Source organism: Isoptericola sp. NPDC056578 (assembly GCF_042793275.1).
Classification (GTDB): Bacteria; Actinomycetota; Actinomycetes; order Actinomycetales; family Cellulomonadaceae; genus Isoptericola.
In genome coordinates, this window is the sequence record NZ_JBHTVC010000025.1 from 22,812 (window position 1) to 36,400 (window position 13,589).

The window sequence follows — 13,589 nt, forward strand, 5'->3', positions numbered from 1 at the left end:
CCCGTGCCGATCGCCCGTCCTGACTCCCGTGGTTACCGCCTCGTCGCGCGCATCGTGCGGCCGCTGCTGTTCTCGATGGTCCGCTACGACTGGGACGGCGGCGAGGAGAACCTGCCCCGCGAGGGCGGGTTCATCGCCGCCGCCAACCACGTCACCGAGTACGACGCGCTGACGCTGGCGCACTACCTCTTCGACAAGGGGTTCGAGCCGCGGATCCTCGCGAAGCGCGGCCTGTTCACCGCACCGGTGGTCGGGTCCGTGCTGCGGGCGACGCGGATGATCCCGGTGGACCGCGGCACGTCCGCGGCCGCCCGGTCGCTCGAGGACGCGGGCAACCAGCTCGGCAGCGGCGCCTGCGTGGCGATCCTGCCCGAGGGCACGCTCACGCGGGACCCCGACCTGTGGCCGATGGAGGGCAAGACCGGGCTGGCACGGCTGGCGCTGGCCAGCCGCCTGCCGGTCGTGCCCGTCGCCCAGTGGGGCGCCCACAAGATCCTGCCGCGGTACGGGCGCCTGCTGCGGCCGTTCCCGCGCAAATCCGTGACGATCGTCGCCGGCCCGCCCGTGGACCTGTCCGACCTGTACGACCGGCCGATCGACACGCAGAGCCTGCGCGAGGCCACCAACCGCGTCATGGACGCGATCACCGTGCAGCTCGCCGAGATCCGCGGCGAGACGGCCCCGCCCACCCGCTTCGACCTGCGCAAGCACCCCGAGTACGAACGCAAGCAGACCGTCTACCCGCCCGTGGAGCGCCCATGACGAACCCGACCACCGCACCCCCGTCCGGGAACCCGTCGGCGCCGACCCGTGTCGCCGTCCTGGGCTCGGGGTCCTGGGGGACGACCTTCGCGATGGTCCTCGCCGACGCGGGCTGCGACGTCCGGCTGTGGGGCCGGGACGCGGCCGTCGCCGACGAGGTCACGACCCGGCGCACCAACGGCAAGTACCTGCCCGGCATCGAGCTGCCCGCGATGACGGGCACCACCGACGCCGCCGCGGCGCTGGCCGGCGCGCAGATCGTCGTCGTGGCGGTGCCGTCGCAGGTGTCGCGCGCCACGCTCACCGGCCTCCGCGACCTCGTCGAGCCCGACGCCGTGATCGTCTCCCTGATGAAGGGCGTGGAGCTCGGCACGGACGAGCGCATGAGCCAGGTCATCGTCGAGGCGCTCGACGTGCCGCTCTCGCGCGTGGCCGTCGTCTCGGGACCGAACCTCGCGGCCGAGATCGCCCGGCGCCAGCCCACGGCGACCGTGGTGGCGTGCTCCGACGAGTCGGCGGGGCGGTTCGTCGCCGAGGCCTGCTCGAACGCCTACTTCCGCCCGTACACCAACGACGACGTGGTCGGCGTGGAGCTGTGCGGCGCGGTGAAGAACGTCGTCGCGCTGGCCGTCGGCATGGCGCAGGGCCGCGGCTTCGGCTCGAACACGGTCGCGACCGTCATCACGCGCGGCCTGGTCGAGATCACGCGCCTCGGCCTCGAGCTCGGGGCCGACGCCGCGACCTTCGCGGGCCTGGCGGGCATGGGCGACCTGGTGGCGACGTGCACCTCGCCGCTGTCGCGCAACAACACCCTCGGCCGCCACATCGGCGAGGGCATGACGCTGGAGGAGGCGGTCGCGGCCACCGGCACCACGGCGGAGGGCGCCAAGTCCTGCCGCTCCGTGCTCGACCTCGCCGCCAAGCACGGCGTCGACATGCCGATCACCGCCGGCGTCGTCGCGGTGCTCTACGAGGGCCTCCCGGTGGAGGAGATGGCCCGCGGCCTGCTCGCCCGCCCGCAGAAGTCCGAGGGCGTCGACGCCTGACGGCGGGGAACGCTCCCCGTCCGACCTCCGGAGGGCGGTCGTCGGACCACGCCCGTACGGTGGCGCCATGACTCCCGGTCCCCGGCCCGTCCTGGTGTTCGACGTCCTCGGCACGCTGGTCGACCAGGCGGGGAGCCTGGAGGCCGAGGTGCGGGGCGCGGGGCTCGACGCGGGGGCCGCGCGCGACGTCGTCGCGACGTGGCTCGGCCGGGTCGCCGACCGGGAGCGGGAGGTGGTCGCGGGGCGTCGGGACTTCGTGCCGAGCGGTGACCTGGACCGCGAGGTCCTCGCTGGGCTGGCCGCCGAGGGCGCGCTGCCGGCGCGCGTCGTCGCCCGCCTCGCGACCGCCGCGCAGCGGCTGCGTCCCTGGCCCGACTCCGTGGCGGGCGTGGCGGCGCTGGCACGGGACTTCACCGTGCTCGGCCTGTCCAACGCGGACCGCCGCACGCTCGCCGCGCTGCGCGCGGACGCCGGCCTGGCGTGGCATCGGGCGCTGTCGGCCCAGGACGCGGGCACCTACAAGCCTGCACCGGCGGTCTACGCCGCGGCGGTCGCCGCTGCCGTGCCGGCGCCCGCGCCGACAGGGACGGCGGGGCCGCCCGTGCTGGTCGCCGCGCACGCCTGGGACCTGCGTGCCGGGGCCGCCGCGGGGATGCGCACCGCCTACGTGCCGCGGCCGCAGGGCGACGCCCCGCGGGACGACGACGCGTTCGACCTGTACGCCGCCGACCTGGCGGACCTGCGCGGACGCCTGCTCGCCGGGGAGCTGCGGTCGCCGGTCGCCTGAGGGCGCGGGCCCGACCCGGGCGCGGTCAGCCGCGGCCGGCGCCGGAGCGCAGGGCCTGGTCGAGGTCCGCCCAGAGGTCCTCGACGTCCTCGACGCCCACGGACAGGCGCAGCAGGTCCTCGGGCACGGTCGGGGACTCGGTCGCGAACCGCCGCCGCCGCTCCAGCGTGGACTCGACGCCGCCGAGCGACGTGGCGGGCACCCAGAGCCGCACGGCGGCGACCACGGCGTCGGCGGCGGCGGGGCCGCCGTGCGGGCGGACGCCGAGAATCGCGCCGAAGCCGTTCATGAGGCCGGCGGCGCGCTCGTGGCCGGGGTCGCCGGGCAGCGACGGGTGCCGCACCTCGGCCACGCCGGGGTGCGCCGCGAGGCGTCGGGCGAGCTCCGCCGCCGACGCGCTCGCCCGCTCCACGCGCAGGTGCAGCGTCCGCAGGCCGCGCAGCGCCAGCCACACCTCCATCGGTCCGGGGATAGCGCCGTGCAGCGTCCGGTACGCGCGCAGGCCGGCGGCGATCTCGTCGTCGCGGGTGACGGCGGCGCCGAGCACGACGTCGGAGTGGCCCGCCAGGTACTTGGTCACCGAGTGCACGACGACGTCCGCGCCGAGGTCCAGCGGGCGCTGGCCGAGCGGCGTCGCGAACGTGTTGTCGACGACGGTGCGCACGCCGCGCTCGCGAGCGGCCGTGAGGATCGCGGGCAGGTCCGCGACCTCGAGCATGGGGTTGGTGGGCGACTCGGCGAGGAGCACGTCGGCGCCGTCGAGCGCCGCGACCACCTGCGCGGTGTCGGCGATGTCGACGCGGCGCACGTCGACTCCGTGCCGAGCGGCGAGGTCGTCGAGGTAGCCCAGCGACACCTGGTAGGCGTGCCGCGGCACCACGACCGCGCCGCCGTCGGGCACGTCGCCGACGGCCGCGATCACGGCCGCCATGCCCGAGCCGAACACGACGCCGTGCGGGGCGCCCTCCAGCGCGGCGAGGGTGTCCTCGAACGGGTGCCACGTCTCGGTGTCCATCCGCGTGTACAGCAGCTCGCCGGGGCCGGTCACGCCCTGGTTGACGTAGGTCGAGCTGAGCACGACCGGCGGGTTTACCGGCCCGCCCTGGACGCGGGGCGGCCGGCCCGCCGTCACGGCGAGGGTGGCGGGGGACAGCGGCACGTGCGGTCCGTGCGGGTCGTGCGTCATGGCCGCAGGGTACGACGGCGCCCTGGGCCGACGGCGACCCGTCCCACCGAGTTGTCAGAGCCAGGCAGGCATATGCGCCGACCTGGCTCTGACAAGTCCCGGGACGCGCGACTTGTCAGAGGCACAGCGGGGTATATGCCTACCTGGCCCTGACAACCCGGGTCAGACGGCGGCGCGCGGCTCGACGAGGCGGGCCAGCAGCTCGACCAGCAGCCGCTCGACGAGAGGCGCGGGCAGCGCCTCCACGAGCGCCAGCAGCGGTGCCATGGGCCCCACGCCCGGCGCGGCGTCGGGGTCGCCACCGACCGCACCCAGCCCGACCGCGTCCAGCAGGGCCGCCGCCGTCGCGGAGTCGAGGGGCGCGGCGGGGTCGAGCGGCGGGAGGGCGCCGAGCAGCGCGCCGGCGTCGGGCCGGGGCAGGCCGCGGACGTCGTCGGCCGCCGCGCGCAGCACGGGCACGAGCTCGCCGAGCACCCCCTCGGTGACCGGTGTGACGGTGAGGTGCGTGGTGTGCGGCAGGCGCGTGCCGTCGGCCTGCTCCAGGCCGGGTTGGGCCTGGAGCGTCCAGCCCCGCGCGGCGACGGCGTCGGCCCACACGTGTGGGTCCACGCGGCGTTCTGCCGGCACGGCGTCGTCGGCGGCGACGGCGAGCAGCGGCCCGACGGGGGAGCCGACGACGCGCAGCCCGTCGATCCCGGTCGGTCCGTCGACGGCGTCGCGCAGCGCGAGGGTGGCGCGCCGGGCGCGGCCGGCGAGCGTCGCGAGCCCGTCGGTGCCGAGGGCCTGCAGGATCGCCCACGCGGCGGCGAGCGGGCCGCCGGAGCGGGAACCGAGCAGCGTCGGGTTCACCACGGGGTAGCCGGGCCAGCGGGTGGTGGCGAAGTACTGCGCGCGCTGGCGGTCGCGGTCGCGGTGCAGCAGCACGGACGCGCCCTTGGGGGCGAAGGCGTACTTGTGCAGGTCGGCGCTCACGCTGGTCACGCCGGGCACGCGCAGGTCCCACTCCGGCAGGCCGGGCCAGAACGGCAGGGCGAAGCCGCCGATGCACGCGTCCACGTGCACGGGCACGCCCGCCGCGGCGGCGAGGGCCGCGACGTCGGCCACCGGGTCGGCGGCGGCATGCGGATAGGACGGCGCGGAGACGACGACGAGGGCGACGTCGGCCGCGCCCGCGGGGCCGCCGGTCAGACGCGCGCCGAGCGTCGCGGCGTCCACGGCGCCCGTCGTCGGCCCGTCGGCGGCGACGGGCACGAGGTCGAGCTCCAGCCCGTACAGGTGGGCCGCCTTCTGGAACGCGGCGTGCACCGTGACCGGCGCGACCAGCCGGGGTCGCGCCTCGCCCGGGCGCAGCCCGCGGGCGGCGAGCCACGTGTCCCGCGCGGACTGCACCGCGAGCAGGCAGCTCTCCGTGCCGCCGCTGGTCACCGTCCCGACGGTGTCGGCGTCGCCGCCCAGCAGGTCGCGGGCGAACGCGACGACGTCGCGCTCCAGTGCGGCCACCGAGCCGAACGTCGTGGGGTCGAGGCCGTTGACGGGCTGCATGGCGCGCGCCGCGTCGCCGGCCAGCGCGTCCAGCTCGGGGACGCCCGGGTCGTAGACGTAGCTGAGCACCCGGCCGCCGTGGGTGGGGGCGTCGCGGTGGCGCAGGGTGGCCAGCGCGGCGAGCACGGCGGCGGGGTCCTGGGCGAGGTCGAACGGATCGTCGAGCGCGCCGGCCGGCTGGGCGGGGCGGTTCACGGGGCCTCCTTGTGAGGGGAGCAGGGTCGGGGAGAGGGATCGTCGGCCCGGGTGGGACCGGGGTCTGCGTCTGCGGGGCTGCCGGGCGCGACGTCGGGTACGTCGTCGGGCGCGTCGACGTCGCGGCGGCGCAGCGGGTACCGGCCGAGGGGCAGGAGGCTGGCGGCCACGAGCACCGCGGGCAGGAGGCTGAACGACGCGACGATGCCGAGCACGGCGGCGGAGGGCTGGACGACGGTCTCCCCGCCCGTGGACTCCACGTAGCCGGTGACGGCGAGCACCACGGTCAGCAGGGTGGTCCCGAGGGCCATGCCGGTGGTCTCTCCCGCGGTCCAGACGCCGCCGAACGCGCCGGCGCGGTCGGATCGGGTCACCCGGGCGTCGTGCGCGATGACGTCGGGGAGCATCGCCATCGGCAGCGACTGCATGCCCGCGTACGCCGCGCCGGCGAGGGCCACGGGCGCGTACACCCAGGCGCCGGGCGCCCAGGCGAGGGGCAGCAGCGCGAGCGCCGCCACGGCGAACAGCACGGACGCCAGGCGGAACGCGCGCTCCTTGCCGGTGCGACGGGCGAGCACGCCCCACGCGGGCGTCACGACGAGCGCCGGCCCCACGAGGGCGACGAACAGGAACGTCACCGCGGCCGTGTCGTCCAGCACCCAGGTCGCGACGTACTGGGCGCCCGCGAGCATGGCGCCGGTGGCGAGCGCCTGCAGCACGAACGCGCCGAGCAGCGTGCGGAACGGGCGGCTCGAGCGCAGCAGCCCGAGCCCCTCGCGGTAGTGCGCGGCGAGACGGGCACGTGCCGGGACCGGCCGCGGCGGGGCGGGCGGCCCCGCGGAGCGCTCGACCGTCGACGCCACGAGCAGCGCCGCCCCGAGCACCAGCGACGCGGCCACCGCCATCAGCAGGTACCCGAGCCGCTCGTCGTCGCCCCCGAGGCCCCGCAGCGCGGGCCCGCCGCCGCCGAACAGCAGGATCGCGGCGGTGAGCACCACGACCCGCGCGGTGAGCAGGCGCGTGCGGGCGTCGTAGGTGCCGGCGAGCTCGGCGGGCAGGGCGATGTACGGCACCTGGAACAGGCTGAACGCCGTCGCCGCCGCGAGGAAGGCGAGGAGCACCCAGGTCGCCGCTCCCGCCGGGGCGAGGCCGGCCGGCACGGCGAACGTCAGGGTGAAGAACACCGGCAGGGCGAGGCCGCCCACGACCATGAGGCGCCGGCGGCGCCCGATGCGGGCGCGCTCGCGGTCGCTGGCCGCGCCGATCAGCGGGTCGATGACGACGTCCCACACCTTCGCCGCGGTGACGAGCAGACCGGCGAGCCCGGCCGCGACGCCGAGGGTGTCCGTGAGGTAGAAGACCAGCACCAGGCCGGGGAGCGTCGCGAACCCGCCGGTGCCGACGGACCCGACGGCGTACCGGGCGACCGTGCCCCTGCGCAGCGTCATGACGCGGGATCGTAGCGGTCCGGGAATGCCGTGGGGCCCGCCGTCCTTGTGCGTACTGTGACCCAGGCGACGAACTCTGCCCCGGCCGGCCTCGCGCTCGGCTCCCTCGACCTCGCCGGAGCGCCGCTGGTGCTCGGCGGCAACGTGTTCGGCTGGACGGCTGACGACGCCGCGTCCTTCGCGGTCCTCGACGCGTTCGCCGACGCCGGTGGGCGCATGCTCGACACCGCCGACGGGTACTCCGCCTGGGTGCCGGGCAACTCCGGGGGCGAGAGCGAGGCGACGATCGGCCGCTGGCTCGCGCGCACGGGCCGGCGCGACGACGTGCTGGTCGCGACCAAGGTCTCCGCGCACCCGCAGTTCCGTGGGCTGGCGGCGGCGAACGTCCGGGCCGCGGCGGAGGCGTCGCTGAAGCGCCTGGGCACCGACCGCATCGACCTGTACTACGCCCACTTCGACGACGCCGACACCCCGATCGAGGAGACGGCGGCGGCGTTCTCCGCCCTCGTCGACGACGGCCTCGTGCGCGAGATCGGCGTCTCCAACTACACGCCGGGGCGGATCGACGAGTGGTTCGCCGCCGTCGACGCGGCGGGCCTGCACCGTCCCGTGGCCCTGCAGCCGCACTACAACCTCGTGGAGCGCGGCTTCGAGGACGGGCTGCGCCAGGCCGCCGAGCGCCACGCGCTCGGGGTGCTGCCGTACTACGCGCTCGCCTCCGGCTTCCTCGCCGGCACCTACCGCGACGGCGAGGCGCCCGACAGCCCCCGTGCCCAGGGCGCCGCGCGCTACCTCGACGACCGCGGGCGGCGCGTGCTGGCCGCGCTCGACGACGTCGCCGCCGCCCACGACGCGCCCGTCGCGTCCGTCGCGCTGGCCTGGCTGCGCGCGCAGCCGACCGTCGTCGCGCCTATCGCCAGCGCCCGGCACACGGGCCAGCTCGGCGCCCTGCTGCGCTCGATGACGCTGGAGCTCACCCCCGACGAGCTCGCCCGGCTGGACGGCGCCTCCGCCTGAACCGTCTCGGGGCGGTCGTCAGTCCTCGAGGGGGCCGAGCACGGCCTGCGCGACGGTCGAGTGGGCGGACTCGTCGTCGGACGGGTGGAAGATGCCGGCGAGCACGTCGCGGTAGAGCCGGCCGAGCTCGGAGCGGTTGAAGTACGTGGACCCGCCGGAGCAACGGATCGCCTCGTCCACCACCTGGCGGGCCGTCTCCGTCACGCGCACCTTGAGCCCCGCCGTCGAGCGGAAGAAGCCGGCACCTGACCCGGACCGCACGTCGACCTGGGCGTCGACCTCGCCCGCCACGAGGTCGAGCTGCGGCCACAGGCCGTCCAGCGCGAGGGCGGCGGTGCCGATGCGCCAGCGGATGTCCGGGTCCTGCGAGTACGCCTTGCCGGTCTTCATCGAGCGCCGCTTCCCGACCGTCTCGACGGCGAGCGCCAGCGCGCGGTCGGCGATCCCCAGGTAGACGCTCGCGAGCAGGATCTCGAAGCTGGTGAAGATCCCCAGCACGTACGGGTCGAGGCTGGGGCCGGGCGCGATGCGCCGCAGCACGCGGTCGGCGGGGGCGTGGGCGCCGTCGAGCACGGTGGTGCAGGACTGCGACGCCCGCATGCCGAGCGTGTCCCAGTCGTCCTTGATCTCGAAGCCGCCGCCGTCACGGGTGACGAACGCGTGCACGATGCGCGGGTCGTCGGGGTCGGTCGCGTCGTCCAGGCCCATGACACCGAGACGCGTCCAGCCGGGGGAGTTGGACGTGAAGATCTTCGTGCCGTGGAAGGAGTACCCGCCGTCGCCGTCGGGACGGGCCTCGGTGCGCGAGCCGAGCAGCACCAGGTCGTTGCCCGCCTCGGAGTAGCCGAAGCCGAAGACCTCGCCGTGCGCCGTCTCCTCGAGCAGCCAGTCGAGGGAGGAGTCGCCGCGCTCGTGCAGGAACCGGGCGACGCCCACCCACACGTGGTGCATGTTCACCGCCAGGGCCGTGGCGGGCGCCGCGCCGGCGAGCCGGGCCTGCTCGCGCGCGGCCTCGCGCAGGGTCAGGCCGGCGCCCCCCAGGTGCTGCGGGACCATCGCCTGCAGGTACCCCGCCGCCTTGAGGTCGGCGAGGTCGTCGGCGAAGAACGCGTTCTCGCGGTCGTACGCCGCCGCACGGCCGCGGATCGTCTCCAGCAGCTCGTCGGTGAGGATCTGGCGCGGGGCGGAGAGCGGCGAGGGGAAGGACGACGGCGCGGCGTCCGGCGAGGTCACAGGCATGACCTCACCGTACGCCGCGCCCTGGCTCAGACGTCCGCCGTCGCCTCCTGCCCCTGCGGCAGCAAACGGTGCAGCACGTCCGCCAGCGTGACGACGCCGAGCGTGCGCCCGTCGCGCCGCACCAGCGCGAGCTGCTCTCCCGCCTCGCGCAGCAGCGAGATCGCCGCGTGCACGGTGGTCGCCGCGTCGAGCACGAACGGCGCGCGCGCCACGGGTGCCACGGGGGCGCCGTCGTCGAGCAGCAGGGTGTCGCGCACGTGCACGACGCCGGCCACCTCACCCTCGGCACCGCCGTCGCGCAGCAGGATGCGCAGGTGGCCGGACGCCACGGACGCGGCGCGCACGTCGGAGGCCGTGGCGTCCGCGGCGACAGAGGTGGGGCGTGCCCCCTCCGGCACCAGCGCGTCGACGGTGAGGGTCTCGAGCTCGAGCGCCCCGGCGATCTGCGTGGAGTACGTGGCGTCGAGCGCGCCGACGTTCACGGAGTGCTCCACGAGGTGCCGCAGGGTGGCCGGGTCGTGACCCGCCTCGATGTGGTCCACCGGCTCCACGCCGACGGCACGCAGGCACTGGTTGGCCAGCGCGTTGAGCCAGCGCAGCACGGGCCGGGTGACCCACATGAACGCCCGCATCGGCAGGGCGAGGAGCGTCGCGGACGCCTCCGGGTGCGCGATGGCCCACGACTTGGGCGCCATCTCGCCCACCACGAGGTGCAGGAACGTCACGAGGATCAGCGCGAGCACGAAGCCCGCGACGTCGGCCACCCAGTACGGCGCGCCCCACGCCGCGAACAGCGGCGTGAGCCAGTGGTGGACCGCCGGCTTGGTCACGGCGCCGAGCGCCAGGGTGCAGGCGGTGATGCCGAGCTGCGACCCGGCGAGCAGCAGCGTGAGCTCGGACGAGCTGCGCAGCGCGGCCCGGGCGGACCGGCTGCGCGGGGCGGCGTCCTCCAGCCGGTGGCGGCGCGCCCCGAGCAGGGCGAACTCCACGGCCACGAAGAACGCGCTGAGCGCGATGATGACGACGGTCGCGACGACGACGACCCAGGGGTTGCTCATCGGTCGTCCTCCTTCGCGAGGTCGGGCGTGGCGTCCGGGGCGGGCTCGACCGTGCCCTCCGCGGTGCCCTCGAACAGCCGCACGCGCACCAGGTGGGGCACGTGCCGCTCGACCGAGATCACGTCGACCTCGAGCCATCGGCGGCGGGGTTCGGCGTGCACGAGGTCCGCCGGGTCCGGCGGGAGGTCGACCCTCACCGCGTCTCCCGCGCGGGGCAGCGCGCCCGTCTGCGCGATGAGCAGCCCGGCGACCGTCTCGTGGTCGCCGCGCGGCAGGTCGTGCCCGATGGCGCGCTCCGCCTCGTCCAGGTGGACGTCGCCGCCCATCACCCAGGCGCCGTCGTCCTCGTGCGCCACGGTGACCGGCAGGTCCGGGTCGTGCTCGTCGGTGATCTCGCCGACGAGCTCCTCGGCGAGGTCCTCGAGGGTGAGCACGCCCGCGAGGCCGCCGTACTCGTCGACGACGACGGCGAGCTGGTTGCGGGTGCGCGTCAGCTCGGTGAGGGCGTCCGGCAGCGCCATGAGGGTGGGCAGCACGGTGACCGGCCGCATGAGGTCGGTGACGGGAGCGGCGTCGTCGAGGCCGGTGCGCAGCAGGTCGGTGAGCTGGACGACGCCGAGCGCGCGGTCCTCGGCGTCCACCACCGGGTAGCGGGAGTGGCCGCCGGACATGAGCGTGCGCAGCTCGCCCACGGTGAGGGCAGGGTCGACGGTGCCGACGCGCGAGCGCGGGATCATGGCGTGCTCGACGTCGTGCTGCGGGAAGTCGAGGATGCGGTCGATCAGCACCGACAGGTCGTCGGGGAGGTCGCCGCTCTCGCGCGAGTCGGCCACGATGTGCTCGAGGTCGCGGGCGGTGGCGGAGTGCTCGACGTCGTGCACCGGCTCGATCTTCAGCACGCGCAGCAGCGCGTTCGACGCCTTGTCGAAGATCGCGATGAGCCAGCCGAGGACCGTGAGGTACGCCGTCGTCGAGCCGGCCAGGCGCAGGGCCGTGGGCTCCGGCCGGGCGATGGCGAGGTTCTTCGGGAACAGCTCGCCGAACAGCATCTGCACCAGCGTCGAGACGGCGAGCGCCGCCACCGTGCCGACGGCCACGCCGACCCCGGTCGGGACGCCGACGCCGCCGAGCATCGTGCCCAGCGCGTCGCCCACCAGGGGCTCGGCGACGTAGCCGACCAGCAGGCCGGTCACGGTGATGCCGAGCTGGGCGCCCGAGAGGACGAAGGACGTGCGGCGCGTGACGGCGAGGGCGCGCTTCGCGGTCGCGTCACCGGCCTCCGCGCGGGCGGCGAGCCGGGAGCGGTCCACGGTCATGTAGGCGAACTCCTGGGCGACGAAGTAGGCCGTCGCCGCCGTGATCACGAGGATCACCAGGATGCCGAGGAGGAGGGAGAGGACGGCGGTCACCGGGGGCGCACCGCCTCAGGGTCGGCAGGAGTCGAGGGCTGCGGGGAGCCCGGACTATGACTGGGGTCGTCGGCGGGCGCGGCCTGATCCTCGGCCGGGGGCGCCGCGATGGCGTTCGAGTCGTTCGTGATGTCCACGATCGCCCCAACGACGCTCCCGCGCCATCGGTTCCCGGCGCTACGCTCCCGTGCACACGGTCGACGAGGACCGTGCCGCACGAAGGGACCGCCATGTCCGAGACCAGCGCCGACACCGCCGTCGGCCGCAGCGCCGACATCAGCACCGACGCCAGCAGCACCGACCGTTCCGTCATCCGCAGCCCGCACGCCGACGTCGAGATCCCCGACGTCAGCCTCTACGACTTCCTCTTCGCGTCCCTCGCCGCCGCGGACGTCGACCGGGTCGCGCTGGTCGACGGCCCGAGCGGCGCCAGGATCACCTACGGGGAGCTGCGCGACCGCGTGGGGGCGATCGCCGGGGCGTTCGCCGCCCGGGGCCTGGGCGTCGGGGACGTGGTGGCCCTGCACAGCCCCAACGTGCCCGCCTTCGTCGCCGTCTTCCACGGGCTGCTGCGGGCCGGCATCACGGTGACCACGATCAACGCGCTCGCGTCGGGGCGCGAGGTCGCCAAGCAGCTCGGGTCGTCCGGGGCGAGGGCGCTCGTGACCGTCTCGGCCCTGCTGCCGGCGGCCGAGGCCGGCGCCGACGCCGTCGGGATGGCGGCCGCCGACGTCGTCGTGCTCGACGGCGCGGACGGCCACCCGTCGCTCGGGGAGCTACTCGCGGGCGGCCACGCCGCGCCCGACGTCGCGTTCGACCCCCGCACGCACCTCGCCGTCCTGCCCTACTCGTCCGGCACGACGGGGCTGCCGAAGGGCGTGATGCTGACCCACCGCAACCTCGTGGCGAACGTGGTGCAGACGGAGGCGTACCTGCCCCTCGCACCTGACGACGTCGTCCCCGCGGTCCTGCCGTTCTTCCACATCTACGGCATGACGGTGCTCATGAACGGCGCGATCTACCAGCGCTCGGCGCTCGTCACCCTGCCGCGGTTCGACCTCGCCGAGTACCTGCGCGTCGTCGAGCAGCACCGGGCCACCGTGCTGTTCGTCGCGCCGCCCATCGCGCTGGCGCTCGCCAAGCACCCGGCGGCCGCCGGACGGGACCTGTCCAGCGTGCGGATCCTCATGTCGGGGGCGGCCCCGTTCGACGAGCACCTGGCCGAGGCGGTGGGCCGCCGCCTGCCGGGCGCCCGGGTGCTGCAGGGGTACGGGATGTCCGAGATGTCGCCGGTCTCGCACGTCGTGCCCGTCGACCGCACCGACATCTCCCCGGGCACCGTCGGCCTGCTGGTGCCCAACATGCTGGCCAAGGTCGTCGACCCGGCGACGGGCGAGGCGATCGCGCTGCCCGAGGTCGGTGTCAGCGCGCCCGGCGAGCTGCTGTGCTCCGGTCCGAACGTCATGGTCGGCTACCTCGCCGACGAGCAGTCCACCCGGGACACGCTCGAGCCCGACGGCTTCCTGCACACCGGCGACATCGTGACGGTCGATGCGGACGGCGCGTTCACGGTGGTCGACCGCCTCAAGGAGCTCATCAAGCACAAGGGCTACCAGGTGGCGCCCGCCGAGCTGGAGGCGCTGCTGCTCACGCACCCCGAGATCGCGGACGCGGCCGTGATCGGTGTGCCGGACCCGGAGTCGGGGGAGGTGCCGAAGGCGTTCGTCGTGCGGGCCGAGGGCAGCAGGCTCGACGGCGGCGACGTGCAGGCCTTCGTCGCCGAGCACGTCGCCCCGTACAAGAAGGTGCGGGTCGTGGAGTTCGTCGACGCGGTCCCGAAGTCCGCGGCGGGGAAGATCCTGCGCAAGGAGCTGCGCGCCCGCTGAGGTGGTGGGGACGG

At 75.5% G+C, this 13,589-nt stretch carries 11 protein-coding genes; 5 read left to right on the forward strand and 6 right to left on the reverse strand.

Annotation, left to right across the window (positions count from 1 at the left end; all coding sequences use genetic code 11):
- The first annotated feature begins 3 nt into the window (after positions 1 to 3).
- The 3 genes from ACFQ80_RS11760 (at position 4) to ACFQ80_RS11770 (ending at position 2,595) form a co-directional block, all read left to right on the forward strand.
- The gene (locus ACFQ80_RS11760) at positions 4 to 762 is read left to right on the forward strand and encodes a lysophospholipid acyltransferase family protein (RefSeq protein ID WP_430563773.1); all 759 of its coding nucleotides are present in this window, start codon (positions 4 to 6) and stop codon (positions 760 to 762) included.
- On the forward strand, positions 759 to 1,808 hold the full coding sequence (locus ACFQ80_RS11765; RefSeq protein WP_430563774.1) for an NAD(P)H-dependent glycerol-3-phosphate dehydrogenase: 1,050 nt from the start codon (positions 759 to 761) through the stop codon (positions 1,806 to 1,808). Before ACFQ80_RS11760 ends, ACFQ80_RS11765 begins: the two co-directional genes overlap by 4 nt.
- 67 nt (positions 1,809 to 1,875) lie before the next feature.
- Positions 1,876 to 2,595 carry an HAD-IA family hydrolase gene (locus ACFQ80_RS11770; RefSeq protein ID WP_430563775.1) on the forward strand — a complete coding sequence of 240 codons (720 nt, stop codon included), beginning with the start codon at positions 1,876 to 1,878 and terminating at the stop codon, positions 2,593 to 2,595.
- A 25-nt stretch (positions 2,596 to 2,620) separates the two neighbouring features.
- Here the strand turns inward: ACFQ80_RS11770 and ACFQ80_RS11775 are convergent, their stop codons facing one another.
- The 3 genes from ACFQ80_RS11775 to ACFQ80_RS11785 all read right to left on the reverse strand — a co-directional run bounded on the left by ACFQ80_RS11775 (position 2,621) and on the right by ACFQ80_RS11785 (position 6,966).
- Positions 2,621 to 3,781, reverse strand: coding sequence for a trans-sulfuration enzyme family protein (locus ACFQ80_RS11775; RefSeq protein ID WP_430563776.1), 1,161 nt, complete (start codon positions 3,779 to 3,781; stop codon positions 2,621 to 2,623).
- 162 nt (positions 3,782 to 3,943) lie between these two features.
- Positions 3,944 to 5,518 (reverse strand): pyridoxal phosphate-dependent decarboxylase family protein, encoded by a 1,575-nt coding sequence (locus ACFQ80_RS11780; RefSeq protein ID WP_430563777.1) that lies wholly within the window; start codon positions 5,516 to 5,518, stop codon positions 3,944 to 3,946.
- The gene (locus tag ACFQ80_RS11785; RefSeq protein ID WP_430563778.1) at positions 5,515 to 6,966 is read right to left on the reverse strand and encodes an MFS transporter; all 1,452 of its coding nucleotides are present in this window, start codon (positions 6,964 to 6,966) and stop codon (positions 5,515 to 5,517) included. The genes ACFQ80_RS11780 and ACFQ80_RS11785 overlap by 4 nt, the downstream gene beginning before the upstream one ends.
- A 57-nt stretch (positions 6,967 to 7,023) precedes the next feature.
- Here ACFQ80_RS11785 and ACFQ80_RS11790 point away from each other — a divergent pair, with 57 nt between their 5' ends.
- Positions 7,024 to 7,983 (forward strand): aldo/keto reductase, encoded by a 960-nt coding sequence (locus ACFQ80_RS11790; protein ID WP_430563779.1) that lies wholly within the window; start codon positions 7,024 to 7,026, stop codon positions 7,981 to 7,983.
- 18 nt (positions 7,984 to 8,001) lie between these two features.
- Here ACFQ80_RS11790 and ACFQ80_RS11795 read toward each other — a convergent pair whose 3' ends face one another.
- From ACFQ80_RS11795 to ACFQ80_RS11805, 3 genes are read right to left on the reverse strand one after another with little or no spacing between them, the layout of a single operon-like run.
- Positions 8,002 to 9,222: an acyl-CoA dehydrogenase family protein gene (locus ACFQ80_RS11795; RefSeq protein WP_430550212.1), complete on the reverse strand. Its 1,221-nt coding sequence runs from the start codon at positions 9,220 to 9,222 to the stop codon at positions 8,002 to 8,004.
- Between the two features lie 26 nt (positions 9,223 to 9,248).
- On the reverse strand, positions 9,249 to 10,280 hold the full coding sequence (locus ACFQ80_RS11800; protein WP_430550211.1) for a CNNM domain-containing protein: 1,032 nt from the start codon (positions 10,278 to 10,280) through the stop codon (positions 9,249 to 9,251).
- Positions 10,277 to 11,689 (reverse strand): hemolysin family protein, encoded by a 1,413-nt coding sequence (locus ACFQ80_RS11805; protein ID WP_430563780.1) that lies wholly within the window; start codon positions 11,687 to 11,689, stop codon positions 10,277 to 10,279. Before ACFQ80_RS11805 ends, ACFQ80_RS11800 begins: the two co-directional genes overlap by 4 nt.
- 230 nt (positions 11,690 to 11,919) lie before the next feature.
- On the opposite strand from ACFQ80_RS11805, the gene ACFQ80_RS11810 reads away from it, so the two are divergent.
- Positions 11,920 to 13,575, forward strand: coding sequence for an AMP-binding protein (locus ACFQ80_RS11810; RefSeq protein WP_430563781.1), 1,656 nt, complete (start codon positions 11,920 to 11,922; stop codon positions 13,573 to 13,575).
- The last annotated feature ends 14 nt before the right edge of the window (positions 13,576 to 13,589 follow it).

Bases quoted from the DNA above. Each gene is read 5' to 3' on its own strand.
- ACFQ80_RS11770 (WP_430563775.1), top strand. From the start codon at position 1,876: ATGACTCCCGGTCCCCGGCCCGTCCTGGTGTTCGACGTCCTCGGCACG.
- ACFQ80_RS11765 (WP_430563774.1), top strand. From the start codon at position 759: ATGACGAACCCGACCACCGCACCCCCGTCCGGGAACCCGTCGGCGCCG.
- ACFQ80_RS11810 (WP_430563781.1), top strand. From the start codon at position 11,920: ATGTCCGAGACCAGCGCCGACACCGCCGTCGGCCGCAGCGCCGACATC.
- ACFQ80_RS11795 (WP_430550212.1), bottom strand. From the start codon at position 9,222: ATGCCTGTGACCTCGCCGGACGCCGCGCCGTCGTCCTTCCCCTCGCCG.
- ACFQ80_RS11785 (WP_430563778.1), bottom strand. From the start codon at position 6,966: ATGACGCTGCGCAGGGGCACGGTCGCCCGGTACGCCGTCGGGTCCGTC.
- ACFQ80_RS11800 (WP_430550211.1), bottom strand. From the start codon at position 10,280: ATGAGCAACCCCTGGGTCGTCGTCGTCGCGACCGTCGTCATCATCGCG.
- ACFQ80_RS11775 (WP_430563776.1), bottom strand. From the start codon at position 3,781: ATGACGCACGACCCGCACGGACCGCACGTGCCGCTGTCCCCCGCCACC.